Source organism: Mucilaginibacter gynuensis (assembly GCF_039541195.1).
Classification (GTDB): domain Bacteria; phylum Bacteroidota; class Bacteroidia; order Sphingobacteriales; family Sphingobacteriaceae; genus Mucilaginibacter; species Mucilaginibacter gynuensis.
On sequence record NZ_BAABFT010000003.1, the window covers coordinates 656200 to 675010 of the forward strand.

General features: G+C 43.2%; 17 protein-coding genes. 9 read left to right on the plus strand and 8 right to left on the minus strand.

The window, feature by feature from the left end:
• Nucleotides 1–68 precede the first annotated feature (68 nt).
• The 4 genes from ABD894_RS09075 to ABD894_RS09090 form a co-directional block, all read right to left on the minus strand.
• Nucleotides 69–1421: an alpha-L-fucosidase gene (locus tag ABD894_RS09075; RefSeq protein WP_345210692.1), complete on the minus strand. Its 1353-nt coding sequence runs from the start codon at nt 1419–1421 to the stop codon at nt 69–71.
• Nucleotides 1422–1728: 307 nt separating this feature from the next.
• Nucleotides 1729–2391: a YdeI/OmpD-associated family protein gene (locus ABD894_RS09080; protein ID WP_345210712.1), complete on the minus strand. Its 663-nt coding sequence runs from the start codon at nt 2389–2391 to the stop codon at nt 1729–1731.
• Nucleotides 2392–2419: 28 nt separating this feature from the next.
• Nucleotides 2420–2956 (minus strand): RNA methyltransferase, encoded by a 537-nt coding sequence (locus ABD894_RS09085; protein ID WP_345210693.1) that lies wholly within the window; start codon nt 2954–2956, stop codon nt 2420–2422.
• Nucleotides 2957–2959: 3 nt separating this feature from the next.
• Nucleotides 2960–4114, minus strand: a complete 1155-nt coding sequence (locus tag ABD894_RS09090; protein WP_345210694.1) for a galactokinase — start codon at nt 4112–4114, stop codon at nt 2960–2962.
• Nucleotides 4115–4309: 195 nt separating this feature from the next.
• On the opposite strand from ABD894_RS09090, the gene ABD894_RS09095 reads away from it, so the two are divergent.
• The 8 genes from ABD894_RS09095 (at nt 4310) to ABD894_RS09130 (ending at nt 12630) form a co-directional block, all read left to right on the plus strand.
• Entirely contained in the window at nt 4310–4600 is a 291-nt protein-coding gene (locus ABD894_RS09095; RefSeq protein ID WP_345210695.1) for a YciI family protein, read from the plus strand.
• A gap of 111 nt (nt 4601–4711) precedes the next feature.
• Nucleotides 4712–5437 (plus strand): NIPSNAP family protein, encoded by a 726-nt coding sequence (locus tag ABD894_RS09100; protein ID WP_345210696.1) that lies wholly within the window; start codon nt 4712–4714, stop codon nt 5435–5437.
• A 236-nt stretch (nt 5438–5673) separates the two neighbouring features.
• The gene (locus ABD894_RS09105) at nt 5674–6366 is read left to right on the plus strand and encodes a TolC family protein (protein ID WP_345210697.1); all 693 of its coding nucleotides are present in this window, start codon (nt 5674–5676) and stop codon (nt 6364–6366) included.
• Complete coding sequence (locus tag ABD894_RS09110) at nt 6366–8525, plus strand: exopolysaccharide transport family protein (protein ID WP_345210698.1); 2160 nt, start codon at nt 6366–6368, stop codon at nt 8523–8525. Before ABD894_RS09105 ends, ABD894_RS09110 begins: the two co-directional genes overlap by 1 nt.
• Nucleotides 8526–8540: 15 nt before the next feature.
• Nucleotides 8541–9740: a glycosyltransferase gene (locus ABD894_RS09115; protein ID WP_345210699.1), complete on the plus strand. Its 1200-nt coding sequence runs from the start codon at nt 8541–8543 to the stop codon at nt 9738–9740.
• Entirely contained in the window at nt 9721–9870 is a 150-nt protein-coding gene (locus ABD894_RS09120) for a hypothetical protein (protein ID WP_345210700.1), read from the plus strand. The genes ABD894_RS09115 and ABD894_RS09120 overlap by 20 nt, the downstream gene beginning before the upstream one ends.
• Before the next feature lie 82 nt (nt 9871–9952).
• A complete protein-coding gene (locus ABD894_RS09125; protein WP_345210701.1) occupies nt 9953–11407 on the plus strand; it encodes an O-antigen ligase family protein in 1455 nt (484 codons plus the stop codon).
• A gap of 11 nt (nt 11408–11418) precedes the next feature.
• Nucleotides 11419–12630 (plus strand): glycosyltransferase, encoded by a 1212-nt coding sequence (locus ABD894_RS09130; protein WP_345210702.1) that lies wholly within the window; start codon nt 11419–11421, stop codon nt 12628–12630.
• A 353-nt stretch (nt 12631–12983) separates the two neighbouring features.
• Here the strand turns inward: ABD894_RS09130 and ABD894_RS09135 are convergent, their stop codons facing one another.
• The 4 genes from ABD894_RS09135 to ABD894_RS09150 are packed head-to-tail and all read right to left on the minus strand — an operon-like array spanning nt 12984 to nt 17427.
• Nucleotides 12984–13931: a hypothetical protein gene (locus tag ABD894_RS09135; RefSeq protein ID WP_345210703.1), complete on the minus strand. Its 948-nt coding sequence runs from the start codon at nt 13929–13931 to the stop codon at nt 12984–12986.
• Between the two features lie 2 nt (nt 13932–13933).
• On the minus strand, nt 13934–15397 hold the full coding sequence (locus ABD894_RS09140; RefSeq protein WP_345210704.1) for an MBOAT family O-acyltransferase: 1464 nt from the start codon (nt 15395–15397) through the stop codon (nt 13934–13936).
• Nucleotides 15398–15441: 44 nt separating this feature from the next.
• Nucleotides 15442–15684: an acyl carrier protein gene (locus ABD894_RS09145; protein WP_345210705.1), complete on the minus strand. Its 243-nt coding sequence runs from the start codon at nt 15682–15684 to the stop codon at nt 15442–15444.
• A 9-nt stretch (nt 15685–15693) separates the two neighbouring features.
• Nucleotides 15694–17427, minus strand: a complete 1734-nt coding sequence (locus ABD894_RS09150; protein WP_345210706.1) for an HAD-IIIC family phosphatase — start codon at nt 17425–17427, stop codon at nt 15694–15696.
• Between the two features lie 150 nt (nt 17428–17577).
• Between ABD894_RS09150 and ABD894_RS09155 the strand changes: the two genes are divergently transcribed.
• Nucleotides 17578–18660: an acyltransferase family protein gene (locus ABD894_RS09155; protein ID WP_345210707.1), complete on the plus strand. Its 1083-nt coding sequence runs from the start codon at nt 17578–17580 to the stop codon at nt 18658–18660.
• The last annotated feature ends 151 nt before the right edge of the window (nt 18661–18811 follow it).

Sequence of the window (18811 nt, forward strand, 5' to 3'; positions counted from 1 at the left end):
AACAACATGAAAAAACGCGTCATTGAAGTACGAAGCAATGACGCGTTTTTTATAATTATTCGGTTCTCTTACTTCAAAATCAATTCAATAACCGGCACCTCGTACCTTGGTTTATCCTTGGGGAGATTGATCACCAGGTCATCGGCCGTGCTTTTTTCGGTATTGATCACCAATTCAGAATTATCATGAAGGAACTGCGCGTATTTTACTTTGCTTCGGAAGCCCGGCAATTTGTACTCACCGCCATCATACTTAAATAAGTGCACATATAAGCGTTTGGCTTTGGCATTGTAGGTTAAACGGGTGTTTTCAGGTGCCTTAAATTCCGACGGGGCGTAAGTGCATCCGTAGATGGATTTGCTGTTAGCATGCATCCAGTATGAAAGACTATCCAGCCTGTTATTGGCACGAAAATCAAATTCGCCGCGGGCTGTTGGGCCTACGTTCAGTATCAGGTTACCGCCGTTGGCAGTGGCAGTGATCAGCAGATCGAGCAATTGTTTTGGTGATTTCCAGCTGTTTTCGTCGCGGTGGTAGCCCCATGAGCCCGAGAAAGTTTGGCAGGTTTCCCACGTTTTACCACGGAATTTTAGTAATTCATCTGTGCTAACCTGTTCAGGTGTTTCAAAATCTTCGCCACCGGCATATCCGGCCAGGTCGAGGCGGTTATCCACAATAATACCCGGCTGTAGTTTTTTAATCAGTTTTAACAACTCTACTGATCCCCAATCATCTTTGCCCTTACCATGCCCATCAGCACGCGGAAAAGAGAAATCGAGCCACAGAATATCGATCTTACCATATTTAGTGAGCAGTTCAGTTACCTGGTTGCGCAGGTACAGGCGGTACTTCACCATGTCGCGGCCTTTGTTCAAGCGGGCGTAAGCGGTGTCGCTTTTGTCTTTAGGCGATTGCGGGTGGTATTCATCTATTGTATAATCAGGGTGGTGCCAATCTAACAGTGAATAATAGAAACCAATTTTAATACCCTGCGCGCGGAACGCGTCTACATATTCTTTTACCAGATCGCGCTTAGCGGCGGTATTGGTGGCCTTATAGTCGGTAAATTTACTATCGAATAAGCAAAAGCCTTCGTGGTGCTTAGTGGTAAGCACGGCGTATTTCATGCCTGCTGCCTTTGCTCTTTGTGCCCAAAATTTCGGGTTATAGAGGTCGGGGTTAAAGGTGTCAAAGTAGATTTCATACTTGGCATTGGTTATTTTCTCGGCGCTCTTTACCCATTCGTGGCGTGCAGGCAGGGCATACAGACCCCAGTGAATGAACATGCCAAAGCGGTCGTTTTGCCACCAGGCCATACGTTGGGTCTTTTGTTCGGGCGTTTCGGCAGTAAGCACCTTTTGCGCGAATACCGGTGCGGTAGCAATGAGCAGCAGAATGATAAACTGTAATTTTTTCAGCATAATATCAGGTTGAAGTTTAAGAATTGGAAGGGCTTAATTTATAGGTTATTACATTCCACTCAAATGGACTATCCTCGTATTGATATGGACTATCGTGCAGTTAGTCCTGCTCCCCGTCTTTATCAATCTTCCTTTTAGCTTTATTAACAATGTAAAACAGCAACGCGCCGCCGATAGCCACAAGCACAAGGCTAAAAATGATGAGTGATGCCTGCATAGAAATATTTTGTGGTTTACTAAATGTACTGATTTAATAACATGCAGAATAAGAATATGTTGCAGAGTAAATTCAGCCCCCAATAATTAACTATTTTTCAGCAGGGTTCTTTTTATTGCCGAGCAATTTATCTATCATTTTTACCAGCCTGTCGGCACGGGTTTTTTCTTGTTTGGCGCTGAGTATCCACACTATATATTCCTTTTTGTGCGAGTAGGCAAGGGTTTCGTAATAGGCCAATGCAGTGGGCTCGGCCGTAAGGGCTTCCTGCACATCGGCGGGCAGTATCACAAGCTTCTTTTCGGGGAAGATGTATCCGGCAAACTCATTGTTTTTACCTATGGATGCCCGGCTACTTTCCGAATCTTTTACCAACTCGTTGGGTTTAAAGCGAAGGGCAGTCCAGTCGTCGTTAACAGCTGCAGATGCTACCGGCCGCAAATTACGGTTGGTGAACATGCTCCAATCCTTCATCATCTCCAGGTCGCTGTTGATTTTGCCGCTCTTTTTAGGGTATACCAGCCATAGGTAGGTTTCGGGCTTTAACAATGATTGTATTTCATTGAGAGAGGGGATGAGTTCGGCGCTGTTTGTTGCAAATAACAGGATGCCGTTAACGGCTGCGTCAGCAGTAAAAACTAACTGCGTGTCTACGGGCAGTCCGTCGAGCATTACCGCGAAGTTTTCGGGGGCATTAAATAAAAGCCAGCGGCTGCCGGCTTTTATCTGTAATTTTTTAGCGAGCGCGTTCATCACGCTAATTTATATAAAACATTATCTGCTATGAAACGGGCACTATCTTGGCAAAAAAATCCCAAAGTACAATACCTGCCGATACCACAATGTTGAATGAATGCTTAGTGCCAAACTGCGGTATCTCAATACAGGCATCAATGTTTTGCATTACTTCGTCGCTTACGCCGTTTACCTCGTTGCCAAATATCAGGGCATACTTTTCGCCGGGGGCAGGAGTAAATTCATTTAGCATCGTACTGTTTTCGGCCTGCTCAATGGCTATAATCTTATAACCTGCCGAACGTAGTTCGTTCACGGCATCCATAGGCTCGGTAACGTGTTTCCACTCTACCGATTGTGTAGCGCCGAGGGCGGTCTTTTCAATTTCGCGATGTGGCGGCTGGGCAGTAATACCGCACAGATAAATGAGCTCCACAGCGAAACCGTCGGCCGTGCGGAAGATAGAACCGATATTGTGCATACTCCGCACATTATCAAGCACTACTACTACCGGTAGCTTATCCTGCGTTTTAAATTCATCTACCGTGGCACGGTTAAGTTCGTCGAGCTTTAGTTTGCGCATTATTTAGCTTAAAATACCCACACCCGGCCCAATCAATGAGCTATATACCGATGGCGCGTAGCCAATTTTATCTGTATAATATTTTATCAGTTCGCGGCTAAAATCTTCAAAAGCGGTTTCTTCAACCAAAGCTATAGCGCAACCGCCAAAGCCTGCACCAGTCATACGGGCACCGGCCACGTTAGTGTTGGTTTTGCTGTATTCAACAATGGCGTCAAGCTCTTTGCCGCTCACTTCGTACAAGTCGCGTAATGAATCGTGCGATCCGTACATCAGCCTGCCAAATTCAGCCAGGTCATTACCTGCCAATGCAATAGCGGCCAGTTTAACACGGTCGTTTTCTTCAATAACGTGTTTAGCACGGTTTTTTACAATCGGGTCGGTAATCAAATACTCGTGCCCGGCGTAAGTAGCGGCATCAATATCGCAAAGGTTGCTGATATCCAGCTTTTGTTGCAGGGCAGCAAGCGCGGCAGCACATTCTTCTACACGCTCGTTATATTTTGATTCGGCCAGTTTACGTGGTTTGTTGGTGTTGATAATTGCCAGCAGGTGAGTGCCCAGGTTGCTGTCTACCGCCTGGTAATCAAGCGTATCGCAATTCAGCATCAAGGCCTTATCTTTTTCGCCGAAGGCAACCGCAAACTGGTCCATAATACCACAGTTAACACCGATGAAATGGTTTTCAACAGCTTTGGCAATTTTCACCAGCTCCAGTTTGCTGTAACCCGCTTTCAGCAGATCGTTCAGCGCGAAAGCCGTAACCACCTCGATAGAAGCCGATGACGACAAGCCCGAACCGATAGGAATATCGCCGTAAAACAACATATCAAGCCCTTGTATCTGGTGACCATCTTTCAAAAAGTGCTCAAATACACCCAGCGGATAGTTGTACCAGCCTTCGCCGTCTTTTTGGTAGCTTGGCTGAAGCGGAATCTCTAATGATTCTTCAAAGTTCACACTTCTAAAGCGCAGCACACCATCGTTATTAGGCGCGGTTAATAAATAGGTACCAAAGGTAATGGCACATGGCATCACCAGGCCGCCATTATAATCAATATGCTCGCCGATAAGGTTTACACGACCGGGCGAAAAATAATTGTTTTGTGCCTCTTTATTATAAATACTTATAAAATTCTGGTTCAGGCTATCCTTCATTGTTTTACTGAAAATTAAGCTTTTTGTAAGATGTGCAAATATGGTAAATACTTGCAATGTTGTTTATAATTATTATTCGGTTTCAAATATATGTAATATTGACAGTTAAAACAACTGCAAATTTTTTTTTCGTAAATTATTTATTAAACAAAAAATACAAGGCGTATGTTAGTTGCCTGTAATTATAGCTAAAACATGAACCAGTACCTCATTACCGCTTACGACTATACCGACACCGAAGCGCTTAACCGCCGCATGAATGTACGCCCGCACCATCTGGATGGGGCTAAGGCATTGAAGCAAAGCAGCAATTTTATAACTGGCGGCGCTATATTGAACGATGATGGTAAAATGATAGGTTCGGTAATGATCATGCAGTTTGAAAGTGACGAAGCGCTGGAAGCCTGGAAACAAAGCGAACCGTACATTACCCAAAAGGTGTGGGAAACGATAGATATAAAGCCATTTCGCGTGGCCGATGTATAACTTCGCGAAACGAATTGTATTTTAGCTTTCAAAAAAATGATAACCATGCTTTCCGGTAAACGAATAATCTTATTACACGCTTTTTTTTGCCTTGCATTTGTGGTGGGGGTAATGGCCAATGCTAAATCGGCATCGGGCTATTATTATAAACTGGCAGTATACCACTATAAAACCGCCGCGCAGGAAACCCGGTTGGATACCTACTTTCAGCAAGCATACCTGCCTGCCTTGCATCGCGCGGGCTTTAAACAAATTGGCGTATTTAAACCGGTTGAGCAGGATACTGCCGATAAAAAGATATACGTGCTTATCCCTGCGTCGTCGTGGGATAAACTGAAAGATGTTGACGAGAAGCTATCTTCAGATAATACCTACACATCTGCCGCTGCCGATTATACCGATGCCTTATATAATAACGCGCCTTATGATCGTATCGAAACCATATTGCTAAAGGCCTTTACCAAAATGCCGGTGCCTGCAATTCCAAACCTTAACGGCGATAAGAACGAACGCGTTTATGAACTACGCAGCTATGAAAGCGCTACCGAAAAACAGCACATTAACAAAGTGAAAATGTTTAACGATGGCAACGAGGTGGCCTTATTTAACCGCCTTGGCTTTAACGCTGTTTTTTATGGCGATGTAATAGCGGGCGGCCACATGCCCAACCTGATGTACATGACCACCTTTAACAACAAAGCCGACCGTGATAAACATTGGGATGCCTTTGGCAGCGATGCCGAGTGGAAAGAGCTTTCGGCCCGGCCGGAGTATCAGCATAATGTATCAAAAAACACCATTGTATTTTTACGCCCTGCGCAGTATTCTGATTTTTAAGGCAGCGTACTCTTGTGTTGATCAGCATGACTGTGGTTAATTAAAAACTTAATTTTTAACTGCGGGAAAAAGTGTGGTGCAGGTTGTGCATTTTTCTCAAAAACAAAACTTAATTTTAAATTCTCCGTATATAAGTCGGTTACCGTGTAAGCTTAAAAGTTTATTGCAATTTATGGTCATAATATAGAGTTTTGGGCTAAATTGCGGGTGATTACAATCTAAAAGCTACTTTTTTAATGAAGATAAAGATACTATCAGGCTTTATTATTTTTTTGGCCATATCAATACAACAAAGAGCTTTTGCACAGGAGTCAATAATACAGGATGTTACTGACGCGTATGTTGAGAAGCTGGTTGAGGTAGCCAAAACCAATTTTCCGAGGCATAAAAGTTTTGAGAGTAAAGTTGATATAGCTAAAGCCAATGTATCCAGCGCCAGGTTATCGCTGTTTGATGCCTTGTCGGTATCATATATCTACCAGCCGGGTAATACTACTACTATTGATCCGGTAAATCCAAGTACCAGTTATTTTAAAGGTTTGCAGGCAGGTGTTTTCTTAAACTTAGGTTCGTTACTGCGTACGCCGGTTAATGTGCGTAAAGCAAAATCAGAATTACAGGTAGCGCAAAATGACCAGGCCGAATACGACCTTACACTGGCCACCGAGGTACGCAAAAGATATTACTTATATGTGCAGCGTTTAGCGCAGCTTAAACTCCAAACCCGCTCAAGGCAACAGGCCGAAAACGCTGCCAAGGATATGGAGTACAAATACAAAAAGGGTGAAGAAACTTTTGACGCGTATAACAAAATACTAATTCAGTTAACCGAGCATTCTGAAAGTAAAATCTCGGCCGAGGGCAATCTGTTTATTGCCAAAGCTGACCTGGAAGAACTATTGGGCCAAAAACTGGAAACTATAAAATAATGGAGCTGAGCAAATTTATAAAGCTGCTGCTGAAGCATAAATATACACTGATAGCCATACCGGTTATAGCAGTTATTATTACCTATTTTTTGGTGCGTAACCAGCCCGATGTATACAGTTCTCAGGCGCAGATAGCCACCGGTATAGTTGACCAAACCCAGCAGGTACTGAACAGCGAAAATCCGCAGGAATCAAAAATTAGCCAGGAGTTCAGCAACCTTATAGAGATGATGCGCTCTAAAAAGATGCTCGATCAGGTATCATACCGCCTTATCATTCACGATCTTACCAGCGATAAACCATACCGTAAGCCAAGCCCTTTACTAACACAGCTAACGCCCGATGCCCGTAAACACGCGCTGGCCGTTTATAACGATCTATATAAAAGGCGTACGTCATTATCATTATTCAATCCCGACCAAAACGGGCTTAATAAATTGCTGGAGTCAATGCGGTATGACGATAAATCGTTACTGAAAACCCTTACTATTTACCGTGCCGATAACAGCGATTTTATCAACGTACAATACGATGCTGAAGATCCGGAACTGTCTGCTTATGTTGTAAATGCCCTGTGTAAAGAGTTTATAGATTATTATACGCTGATAGTAAAAGAAAACCAGCGTAAAGCGGTCGATTTCCTATCGAAATTATTGAACGATAAGCAGGATTCACTTGCTGCTAAAACAGCGGCTTTGAGGCAATACAAAATTCATAACCGGGTATTGAACTTAAGCGAACAGGCTAAAAGTTTATACGGACAGCTGGCCGATTTTGAAACCCGTAAAGAGGAAGCTCAAAAAAGTGTGATCTCTACCGAAGCGGCTATCCGCAAAATTGACGGACAGTTTGATCCCAAAGATCGCCAGTACCTCGAAAGCTCGCTTAACCGCATCAATACCCAAATTACCGAGGTAGATGAACAACTGAATGCCGCTAACCGCGAGTACATTGAGAATAACTTTGATGAGCAATATAAAGCAAGGGTTGATTCGTTAAACGAGGTGTTTACAGCCAAATTGCACCAATCGTCAGATAAATATATTCTTAACCCTTTGGCTGCCAAGCAAAACCTGGTTGATAATAAAATAACCCTGCAAACGCAAAACGTTTTGGCTAAAAACAGTATCAGTTCTATTGATAAAGAACTGAGCCGGTTAAACAGCAAATTCGACAAGTTGGTACCGCACGAGGCCGTAGTAGGCTCGTACGAAAAAGCCATTGAAATAGCGCAGGAAGAGTACATGGTGCTGCTGTCTAAATACAACCAGATCAGCATGGAGGCCAGTTATTCGGTACAGCTTAAACAGGTGGTTACCGCTATGCCGGGCTTGCCGCAATCATCAAAAAAGATGCTGTTGGTTATTATTGGCGGTATAGTGAGCTTTGTGTTCTGCGTGGTGGTGCTGTTTATAATATTTATGCTGGATGATAGCGTTAAGTCGCCAAAAGAATTGGCTAACCGTACCAAAATACCAGTGTTGGGTTACCTTAACCTGTTAAACAACAGCGTTATCGATTTTAAAAAGATATGGGATACCAATGATGGCAGCGGTCAAACGCAGCTGTTCAAAAACCTGCTGCGTTCTATCCGTTTCGAGATAGATAACGAAATGGCCGGTGATAAAATATTGCTGGTAAACAGTATTTCGCCCGCCGAGGGTAAAAGCTTGCTGGCTATCAGCCTGGCCTATTCACGTGCGGTAGTAAACCAAAAGGTATTGCTTATTGATGGTAACTTTGAAAACTCGGGCATTACGCAAACGGTGCATCCTAAGTTATATATCGAAGATTACCTGAAAGGAAAGATCGGCATTGAGGAGCTGCAAACTGCGAATTTATTGAACGTTTGGGGTAACCGCGGCGGTGATATTTCGCTGTTTGAGATAGTGACCGAAGCAGAGGCGCAAGTTAAATTTAAAGCCCTGCGCGAATACTTCGATATCATTATTATCGAATCGTCGGCATTAACTACGCTTAACCGTTCGAAGGAATGGGTACAGGTATCAGATAAGGTAGTAGCCGTATTTGAAGCCGGACAAGACTTAACCGAAACCCTTAAACCGAACATCAACTATCTTAAAACCATACGCGAAAAGTTTATTGGCTGGGTGTTAAACAAAGTGCCTTCAGATGCAGAAGCAAAAAAGAAGTCATAATACAAATATCATAATATGGCTGTTGTAAAAATTATTTGGTGGGTATTACAAATCCTGATAGGATATAACCTTATTATGCCATTTGTGCTGTACTTGCTATCGTTATTCGGCAAAAAGAAGGTGTATCCAACATCAATAAACCAGGTAGATTATGCCATTATAGTCACCGCTTATGAGCAAACAGCGCCGCTGCCTGCCGTTGTAAGCTCTATATTACGCGTTAACTACAGCAACTATTTAATATATGTAGTGGCCGATAAATGCGATATCACCAATCTTCATTTTGATGATGAGCGGGTAATATTGCTTCGCCCGCCCGAAACTTTGGCCAATAACATCAAATCGCACTTTTACGCCATCAATAACTTTGTACGGCCGCATAGCCGGGTTACCATTATCGATAGTGATAACCTGGTGCACCCCGAATACCTGAACGAGTTAAATAAACTGTTCGATGCGGGTTTTACCGCGGTACAAGGCGTTCGCGAAGCGAAAAACCTGGATACTACTTACGCTTGCCTTGATGGCGCGCGCGATATTTATTATCATTTTTACGATGGTAAGTTATTGTTCAACCTGGGTTCATCCGCTACGTTGGCAGGATCGGGCATGGCGTTTACTACGGCATTGTACCGCGAATGTTTGGAGCATAAAAATATTTCGGGAGCAGGGTTTGATAAGGTACTGCAATCTGAAATTGTTGGCCGCAACCTGCGGATAGCCTTTACCGGCGATGCCATTGTGTACGATGAAAAAACTACCCGGTCTGACCAATTGGTAAACCAACGCTCACGCTGGATCAATACCTGGTTCAAATACTTTAGCCTCGGTTTTGTGATCATCGGCAAAGGGATCAAAGACTTTAGCGTTAACCAGTTTCTGTTTGGTTTTATACTGTTGAGGCCGCCATTGTTTATCTTTTTGCTGCTGTCGATAGTATGTATGCTGGCCAATGTGTTCATCAGTATTACGGTAGCGTTTGCGTGGCTGATCGCCTTTATATTATTCGTGCTGGGCTTTTACATCGCTTTGGCAAAATCAGATACCGACAGGCGCATTTATCAATCGCTGATCAATATACCTAAGTTTATTTTTTACCAGGTGATCTCATTGCTGAAATCGCGCACGGCCAATCAGCGTTCGGTAGCAACCCAGCATTACCATACCAATGTTACAGATGCTAATTTGAAAAGTGATGAGGATAGAACCATCTGATGAGGCATTAGGCAATGAGCAGGCCAAGCGCCGGTTACAGCGCCGTATAGATCGTATAACCCGCATTGTAGCTATTATAGTGGCGGGTTTAAGCACATTTACATTCATTATAAAAATACTTTTCCTTTAAGGTGGACAATTTTCAGTTAGAAGTAAAAAACACAAAAGGCGTTGCCGGCAAAGGCGACGGGTTTTTTAGCAGACTGAGAAAAATGATCCTGATTGAAAAGCTGTACAACCGTACCGGCCTTGCTATACTTATTCTTTTAGGGTTGATTATAGCGGTAGGCACAGCCAAATTCGGGCCAATATTTGGCGCGTTGCTGCTGGTTATGGCTGTGGGCATCCCCATGGTGGTAAGCGTGGTAATGTTCCCCAACTTCGGGATGATCGTGGTACTCATCATGGCTTATCTGCTCTTCCTGCTAATGCGGATAGGGGTATCCGGCCCGATAGGTATAATCATGGACGGCTTGCAAGTGTTGATGATGCTTGGCCTGCTCATCAGGCAGCGCCGAGAGCGTAACTGGGCGCAATTGAGTGGCCCTATTACTACCATGATATTGATTTGGATTGGTTACAACGTATTTGAAATTGCCAACCCATCAGCCGAGTCGCGTCTGGCCTGGGTGTATACCATACGCTCGGTGGCTATTGTGTTGCTGAGTTATTTCGTTTTTCTGTACAATATCCGCAGCATACAAATGGTGAGGCTTATATTTAAGCTTTGGCTGGGTTTGGCACTATTTGCCGCTTTGTATGCTTATAAGCAAGAGTATATCGGTTTTTCGGCAGTTGAAGAAGCTTACCTAAATTCCGATCCGGCTATCGCATCCATCCTGTTAATTGGTGGGCACTGGCGCAAATTCTCTATTTTTTCTGATCCGGTGGCATTTGCTTACAACATGGTGATGCCAAGCATACTGTGTATTTGCATTATTGCCGGTAAGTTTAAGCTGTGGAAAAAACTGGTGCTGGGTTTTGTGATGTGCCTGTACCTACAATCGATGCTATTTTCGGGTACCAGGGGGGCAAACGTATTGCTGCCTGCGGCGTTGTTCCTTTTCGCTATACTGAACTACAATAAAAAGGTATTGATCTTTACTGCGGTAGCCGCGGTATTCCTGGTGTTTTTGATCAATGTACCTACTAACGATCAAAACCTGTTGCGTTTTCAAACGGCTTTCCGGCCAAATAAGGATGACTCGTATACCGCCCGTAAGGTAAACCAAAAGCGGATCCAACCATTTATATTAAGTCACCCGATGGGGGGCGGTTTAGGGGCTACCGGTACATGGGGCAGGCGTTTCGCGCCGGGTTCGTACTTGTCGCGTTTCCCGCCTGATAGTGGTTACATACGTGTGGCTGTTGAGTTGGGCTGGATAGGGTTGACGATTTTTTGCGCGCTTATGTTTACCATTTTGCGAACGGGTATCAATAATTACTACAAAATTAAAGACCCGGAACTGAAAACATACTGTTTGGCCATGACGCTGATCATTTTTGCTTACAATGTGGCCAACTTTCCGCAGGAAGCACTCGTACAATTCCCGTCGAACGTTTACTTTTCAATGGCTGCTGCTATGCTTACCGTTGTATACCGTTTAGACAGGCAAAAACGTCGCCCGGATGAAGTGATGTACAAAGACGAAACAGTTAAATATTAATTAGCCCATAAATGAGCGGAAACGATATTATAAAAAACAGGGATATTGTAATTGTAGGCCAGCAACCCTGGGATGTTGAAATTGGCAGCAATTGCAAAAATATAGCACTTGAGTTTAGCAAACATAACCGCGTGCTGTACGTAAATTCCCCGCTCGATCGTATTACGCTATTAAAACATAAAGCCGACCCCAAAGTGGCCAAACGGATAGACGTGGTGCATAAAAAGGCTGATGGTATTGTACCTATACAAGATAACCTTTGGAACCTTTATCCTGATGAACTGATTGAATCTATTAACTGGATAAAGAACGATACGATTTATACCTTCCTCAATAAAGTAAACAATAAGCGCTTCGCACGATCTATAGACCGGGCTATAAAGAAGCTGGGTTTTAAGGACGTGATATTGTTTAACGACAACGACATTTTCCGTTGCTTTTACCTGAAAGATTTGCTGAAACCGGCTGTAAGTATTTATTACTCGCGCGATTTTCTGCTATCGGTAGATTACTGGAAACTCCACGGTGAAAAACTGGAACCACAACTGATTGCCAAAAGCGACCTTTGCGTGGCCAACTCTACTTACCTCGCCAACTACTGCGGCAAGTATAATAAAAGCTCGTTTTATGTAGGGCAGGGCTGCGATCTGGAGATATTTACCAATAAACAAGGCATTGCCACTCCTGGAGATGTTGCAGGGCTTAATAAGCCTGTAATTGGCTATGTAGGGGCGTTGCAAAGTATCCGCTTGGATATTGATCTGTTGGAGTACATCGCTAAACAAAAACCTGATTGGAGCATTGTATTGGTTGGTCCGGAAGATAATGAGTTTAAGGCAAGTCAACTGCACGGTATCCCCAATATCCACTTCCTGGGTAGTAAACCGGCCGAATTATTACCGGCGTACATCAATTCGTTCGATGTTTGCCTGAACCCGCAAATGGTAAACCAGGTAACTATTGGTAATTATCCCCGAAAAATAGACGAATACCTTGCCATGGGCAAACCAACCGTTGCCACCCGAACCGAGGCCATGAGCGTATTTGAAGAGCATACTTACCTCTGCAATACCAAAGAAGAATACGTAGCCGCCATCCAAAAAGCACTCGACGAAAACTCACCCGAACTACAACACCAACGCATCGACTTCGCCTCATCACATACATGGGAGAATAACGTGAAGGAGATTTATAAAGCGATAAACGCTGTTGTTGGGTTGTAAGTTGTGTGTTGTGAGTTGAAAGTGGAATTACTTTTTTTCGCTCTCGCGGGCTTTCAGCCCGTGAGTAAGCATGTTGGCAGCTTTCAGCTGCCGGTAAGCTGAAAGCTTACGCCATGTTGGGTCACGAGTTACGCTGCGCTAAACTCGCGACAGTTAAGTAAAGATCAATGTAAGTTCTCTGTGTAACTCCGTGGAAACCTCTGTGTCCTCCGTGGTAAAAAAACACTCCCCGCTCTCTGCGAAACCTCAGCTCCCTCAGCGGTTAAAAGCAACCGTGCTTAAAACAATTCAAAAACAAAAAAAGCTGTCATTCCTAAGAACAACAGCTTTTAACACAGTTACAAAAAGCGGAACTATATTTTCAATGCCTTAATATCCTGTGCCAGCTTCTTGGTAAACGTTTCGGCACCGTTTTTATTTAAGTGCTCGGAGTTGTAGAAGTAGGTAGTATCGTGCGATATTGGATCGTTTGAATAATCAAGGAACGGAATACCGTATTGCTTGGCCGCATCCTGGTAATAGCTGAATATGGTGGCGCGGTTAACAAAGTATGGCTGCACCTTCACATATTCGGGCGAGTAAACGAAGTATAGCTTTACATTATTAGCCTTGCACGTTTTTATCAACTCATGAAACTCTTTCACCAAATTAGTATCGGCTTTAATGGTATAGGTCTTTTTTAACTTTTTAAAGTTCTCAAAACTATCATCCCATACACGCTCACGGGCCTGGTAACCTCTTACACGCACATCATCATTAGGTACTTCTTTGCCGAAGTAAAGATTAAACCCTACCGAATACGAAATTGGGTCGGAGCGGTACTTCATGGCCGGTACATAATAATCGGCCAATGTAAAGCTGTTTTGGTAGCCTGCGGTTCCTTTTCTGATGATGGTATCGTTAAGGTAAGGCATAAACTGCTGATTGTTGAATATACCTATACCACGTTCCAAATCGCTGGTTGATACCGATAGGATAACCGTTTTTGGCATTTTGTTTTTGCTCAGATATACCTTAAAACGGGTATAAGCGAGGTTAAAATCGCCACCATCAACACCCAGATCATAAGCCGATTGTTTAAGGGCAGTATCCAGTACCAATGGCGATATATTTACAAACGCGCGTGAATTGCCTAAAATAATAAGATCGGCATTGATGTTGCCGCTGTAAATATCGTTCCACACGGCGTATTCGCCTTTGCGGTATTTGTGCATGCCTTCGTCAACTATCTTTTGCACTATATACAGGGGTATGTACAAAAGCACCACGAATAATATAATTTTTAATGTAAGCTTTGCCATGTTTAGAATTGGAAATAGATAAACCTGTGTGCTGTTGACGATGCAAAGAAGATCATGATGATCATCAGCGAATAATAAACCGACCACCTCAATACAATATTTTGGTTGCGCAGTTTATTAAATACATCGTATTTGTTATCTAAATAATGCAGTGTTTCAAGCAGTAAGATGAACACACCGCAGTATATCAAACCTAATTTCGGCAGGCTGCCATCAAAAATAGGCTTGGTACGTGTTACCGACCAGTTGGCTATCTCTGTAAAGAAACCCGGGATGCGCTTCAATACATAAAATGCATCTGCCATGGTATTGGCCCTGAAGAAGATCCAGGTATAGCAAACAAACAAGAATGTTAGTACCTGGCTCACCCTGCTGTAAATAAACGGATTTACCTTTTTCGATAACCTGTTGCGCCACTTTTTAGTCAAAAACTCGTAGCTGGTAGCAAAGCCGTGCATCACACCGAAACCTACGTAGGTCCATGCGGCACCGTGCCATAAACCGCTTAATGAGAAGGTAACCATCAGTGCGAAAACGATACCGAACTTGATAGAGCCACGGTTGCTGATTACCACCGGGGTAAACAAATAGTCGTTAAACCAGGTAGTGAGCGACATGTGCCACCTGCGCCAAAAATCGGTTACGTTACGGCTGCGGAAAGGGTAGTTGAAGTTTTTCACCAACTCATATCCCATTACACGTGCCGCGCCGCGGGCTATATCGGTATAGGCCGAAAAGTCGCAATAGATCTGGAACGCGAAGAAGAAGATGGCCACCACTATGGCTATTGACGTTTGCACGTGCAGGTTATTGTAAACCCCGTCGGTATAAGTGGTTAGGTTATCGGCAATCACAATCTTTTTAAACATGCCCCAAAGCATCATCCGCAAGCCATCCACTACACGGCTGTAATCGAAGCTCTTTTTTTCGTGGAATTGGTGCAGTACGTTCTGCGGTCTTTCTATAGGGCCGGCAACCAGCTGCGGGTAAAACATTACATACAGCGCGTATATACCAAAGTGCCTTTCAGCTTTGTAGTTTCCCCTCGAAATTTCGAGCGTATAACTCATCGCCTGAAACGTGTGGAATGATAAACCGATAGGTAGCAGCATGGTTAACGCCGGGATATGGTTCTTCCAACCGAAAAGGCTTGCTACGCCTGTAATGTTCTCATTAATAAAGTTATAATACTTAAACACAGCCAGTACGCCAATATTGGCAATAAGGCTTATGAGCAGGTAATACTTTTTCTGTTTAGCGGTTTTCGCCTCTTCAATAAGTATACCGGCGTAGTAATCAACTACAATGGTAAAAGCCAGGATAAGGATATATTCCGGCTTAAAAAACATATAAAAGAAACACGAGGCTGCCAGCAGCAACTGCCACCTGAAACGGTGCGGCAGAAAGAAGAACAGCGCAGTTACTATAGGGAAGTATAGTAAAAACTCAAATGAATTAAAGAGCATTTTGGGGTAACGTTTAAAAGATTAGGGGGATTGTGGTATTGTTTTTAGCTCAGTTTGCTTTCGATAGAACCGATCAGCTCACCAACGTTTTTGAAATGATGTATCTCAGTTGAGGTGAATTTGATCTTGAACGATTTTTCGATAGCAACGATGATCTGGATGTGGTTTAACGAATCCCAATCTTCTACATCGGTAGCCACGGTGGTATCCGTTAGCACAATGTCGTCATTGTCAAGCACGTCTTTAAAAATGTCGGTAACTTTAGCGAGTATTTGTTCTTTGTTCATACTAATTAATTATGTTCTTGTTATAAATATTGGTTTGCTTAATGTATAAGTAATAAGGTTGAGCACGTAGCTGTCTTCACTCACCGGTTCAAAACCTAACGATGGATAATGCTCTTTAACCATCATGTTCTTTTTGGTAGGTATATATTCGCCGATTATCTTGGTGAAGCCGTTCAGCTTCGCGTCTTCGGCAATGGTATCTAAGGTAAACAGCTCCATGCCTCTTTTTAGCACACGGCAGCTCATGGCCCAGTTTTCTACAAAGAGGGTAGTTTCGTCAATTTGCTTTAACACAACAAAGGCGATGAGGCCATTGTCGCCGTATTTATCTTTAAGTGTGTACGAGTAGGTAAAATAGTTTTTATCCTTGCTCATGTTCACCAGATCTTCTTCGGTATAACGTACGGTGCGCAGGTTAAACTGGTTTGAACGTTGCGATAACTGCGATACCCTCGGAATACTGAAACCTTCGAAAGCCTTAACTTCTGACACCATATCAAGGTTAGCCAAAAACTCCTCCTCGTTGGCAAAGCTCTTCATGAGGCTGCTGCGCTTGGCTTCTTCCTGGTATTGCAGGGTGCGTTGCTCATCGCCCTCGGTAAAGGAAGCGGTTTCAAACAGGTTAAGCGATTTCAGGAACAACAGGTACTCTGCCGCGTCATCGGGCAGGGTAGGTACCGTTACTTCCGGAATTTCTTTCTTCACCAATTCGCGCTCAAACGGGTTATCGTCAATAAACACAATAGAATCCATACCGATGTTCAGGATGCTCTGTATATGGCGGATGTTATCGGCTTTGTTTTCCCAGTTAGCTACAAATACAGCGATATCCTCTAAACGCAACACCATTTCGGGGTGACTCTTAAAAGGCTCCAAAGCTATCTCTTCGGTATTTTTACTGCAAACCGCTACAATGATACCACGTTGCTTAAGCTGTTTTACCCAAAGCTGAAACTCCGAGAATATCTTTCCGCTGCCAAGGTCGCCGATTTGGATACCATCTATACCATCATCACCTATAATACCGCCCCAGGTAGTATTGTCCAGATCGAGGATAACGCATTTTTTGAACGTGCCGGTAATGGCCAGTATAATATCGCTGATGTTTTTGGCGAGGTATGGTAAAAAGTCGATACTGAAAACCATATCGGCGCTGAAATACATTTTCGGGTCGAAAGATTGCAGGTAACCGGTTTTGGTAACCAAAGCATCCAGATCAAGCAGGAATAGGTTTTTGCGCTCCTGGCTAAACTCCATCAGCTTAAAGTTGAGCTTTTTTAACTGATACAGTAAAGATGAACTCACTTTTGAAGCGAAGTTGCCAAACACCCCATCGTTTAGTTCGAGGTAATTGTTGATGATCACCCTGCTTTTTAACCTGCTGCCAATGGTTTGGTATAAACCGTCGATATAGTCTATCTGGTTGGCGGCAAAATTCTCTTTTTCGGCTTTATCAAGCTTGTAAAAGTATTTTGATAAACGCTCGGTACTTCTCAGTATAATAACAAAATCGGGCTCATACTCGTACAACTCCGAACTTGGGTCGAAAACCTGGCGGTCAATCTGGTTATAATCAGCCTCGAAAATATTGAAGTTAACATTGTGTTCAACTCCGTAACCCTTGATTGCCTGCGTGATCAGTTGCGATGCTGAATCAGACAGGATGGCTACCTTTATTACTTTTTGGGTTTCAGATACCTTCTTAAGGTTCTTTTTGAGGTGGTTGAAAGTTTGGATAATCACGCCCTAAGATAATTTTTTAAATCAGTAGTTGCTTCACATTTTGTACGCTTTTTTCACAAAAATGTTACACAGTAGCCACTTATAACAAATAGGAAATTATTACTGTTGATATAGTTAATAATTTCTTTTAGCGTAATTTTGATTCATTCTATGACTAACAATACTACCCCGGCAATTAACCGGATCGATTCCCTCGACTACCTGCGTGGCCTGGCTGCATTCGGTATAATGATTTACCACATGCACCTGTTCACTTACGGCGAGGCCGATGCATCAAGCGTGCTGGCAAAAATTAAGATATATGGGGTAGCTATCTTTTACGTTTTAAGTGGACTAACACTCTACATGGTTCACATACGTGGTTTTGTATTTAGCAAACCGGTACTGGTTGAGTTTTATATTAAGCGCTTCTTCAGGATTGTGCCACTGTTATGGATGGCTACGGCGTTAACGCTGGTAATAGTTTATCCTCAAATGCTGTCGGTAAAAAAGATAATAGCCAATATTACTATAATACCCGGTGCCATAAAGCCCGAAACCTTTATCGCTAACGGCGCATGGTCGATAGGGGATGAACTGTTCTTTTACATCCTTTTCCCGTTCTTAATATGGATGGCTAAGTTTAAAAAGGGCTTATTCTGGGGATTTGTAGCGTTGTCGTTCCTGATTCTGATCTACTTTACCTTTAAGGTGCTTGACCCTAATGTATACCTGGGTAAGCAATGGGCCGAATATGTGAACCCGCTTGGCCAGATGTTTTATTTCGCAGCAGGTATAGGCCTGGGAGCTATTGAGCGTAACATGAAAAAGTTTGGCTGGCCTGCTGTTTTAGGTATTGTATTTTTATGCTCGCTCATTACATTTTACCCCGTTACCGGCGAACCTGTACAATTGGTGACCGGCTTTAACCGGTTAATACTAAGTGGCTATGTAATTGCGCTGTGCTTTTTGTTTTATAAATGCGATTTCGACTTTTTGCCCGGTTTTATAAAAACTATTCTGCGTACACTCGGCGAAATCAGTTTTTCGGTTTACCTGATCCACCCTATAATATACGGACTCATCCGTTTTGCCGCGGCTGACTATTTATCCGCTAACCCCATTATACACATCGCGCTTACCATCGCTATCACCCTTGTACTTAGCTTTTACAGCTACACTTACTTCGAGAAGTATTTTATACGCCTTGGAAAATCTGTTAGCGCTAAAGCGAAACCTGCGGTTGCTTCGTAGGAATTTTAAAATGCTTATCATTGCTGTAAGGGTTATGTAATTCGGTAACAGAATTAGCTTTTATTTTTTGTTGTTTAGGGAGGCCATATCGATAGGTTTTTTACCATTAATACCTTGATGAGGTCTTTCCCAATTATAATAAACAAGATAC

What these genes read in the sequence shown, in the direction of transcription:
- ABD894_RS09075 (WP_345210692.1), bottom strand. Translation starts at nt 1,421, where the DNA reads ATGCTGAAAAAATTACAGTTTATCATTCTGCTGCTCATTGCTACCGCA.
- ABD894_RS09080 (WP_345210712.1), bottom strand. Translation starts at nt 2,391, where the DNA reads ATGAACGCGCTCGCTAAAAAATTACAGATAAAAGCCGGCAGCCGCTGG.
- ABD894_RS09085 (WP_345210693.1), bottom strand. Translation starts at nt 2,956, where the DNA reads ATGCGCAAACTAAAGCTCGACGAACTTAACCGTGCCACGGTAGATGAA.
- ABD894_RS09090 (WP_345210694.1), bottom strand. Translation starts at nt 4,114, where the DNA reads ATGAAGGATAGCCTGAACCAGAATTTTATAAGTATTTATAATAAAGAG.
- ABD894_RS09095 (WP_345210695.1), top strand. Translation starts at nt 4,310, where the DNA reads ATGAACCAGTACCTCATTACCGCTTACGACTATACCGACACCGAAGCG.
- ABD894_RS09100 (WP_345210696.1), top strand. Translation starts at nt 4,712, where the DNA reads ATGGCCAATGCTAAATCGGCATCGGGCTATTATTATAAACTGGCAGTA.
- ABD894_RS09105 (WP_345210697.1), top strand. Translation starts at nt 5,674, where the DNA reads ATGAAGATAAAGATACTATCAGGCTTTATTATTTTTTTGGCCATATCA.
- ABD894_RS09110 (WP_345210698.1), top strand. Translation starts at nt 6,366, where the DNA reads ATGGAGCTGAGCAAATTTATAAAGCTGCTGCTGAAGCATAAATATACA.
- ABD894_RS09115 (WP_345210699.1), top strand. Translation starts at nt 8,541, where the DNA reads ATGGCTGTTGTAAAAATTATTTGGTGGGTATTACAAATCCTGATAGGA.
- ABD894_RS09120 (WP_345210700.1), top strand. Translation starts at nt 9,721, where the DNA reads ATGAGGATAGAACCATCTGATGAGGCATTAGGCAATGAGCAGGCCAAG.
- ABD894_RS09125 (WP_345210701.1), top strand. Translation starts at nt 9,953, where the DNA reads ATGATCCTGATTGAAAAGCTGTACAACCGTACCGGCCTTGCTATACTT.
- ABD894_RS09130 (WP_345210702.1), top strand. Translation starts at nt 11,419, where the DNA reads ATGAGCGGAAACGATATTATAAAAAACAGGGATATTGTAATTGTAGGC.
- ABD894_RS09135 (WP_345210703.1), bottom strand. Translation starts at nt 13,931, where the DNA reads ATGGCAAAGCTTACATTAAAAATTATATTATTCGTGGTGCTTTTGTAC.
- ABD894_RS09140 (WP_345210704.1), bottom strand. Translation starts at nt 15,397, where the DNA reads ATGCTCTTTAATTCATTTGAGTTTTTACTATACTTCCCTATAGTAACT.
- ABD894_RS09145 (WP_345210705.1), bottom strand. Translation starts at nt 15,684, where the DNA reads ATGAACAAAGAACAAATACTCGCTAAAGTTACCGACATTTTTAAAGAC.
- ABD894_RS09155 (WP_345210707.1), top strand. Translation starts at nt 17,578, where the DNA reads ATGACTAACAATACTACCCCGGCAATTAACCGGATCGATTCCCTCGAC.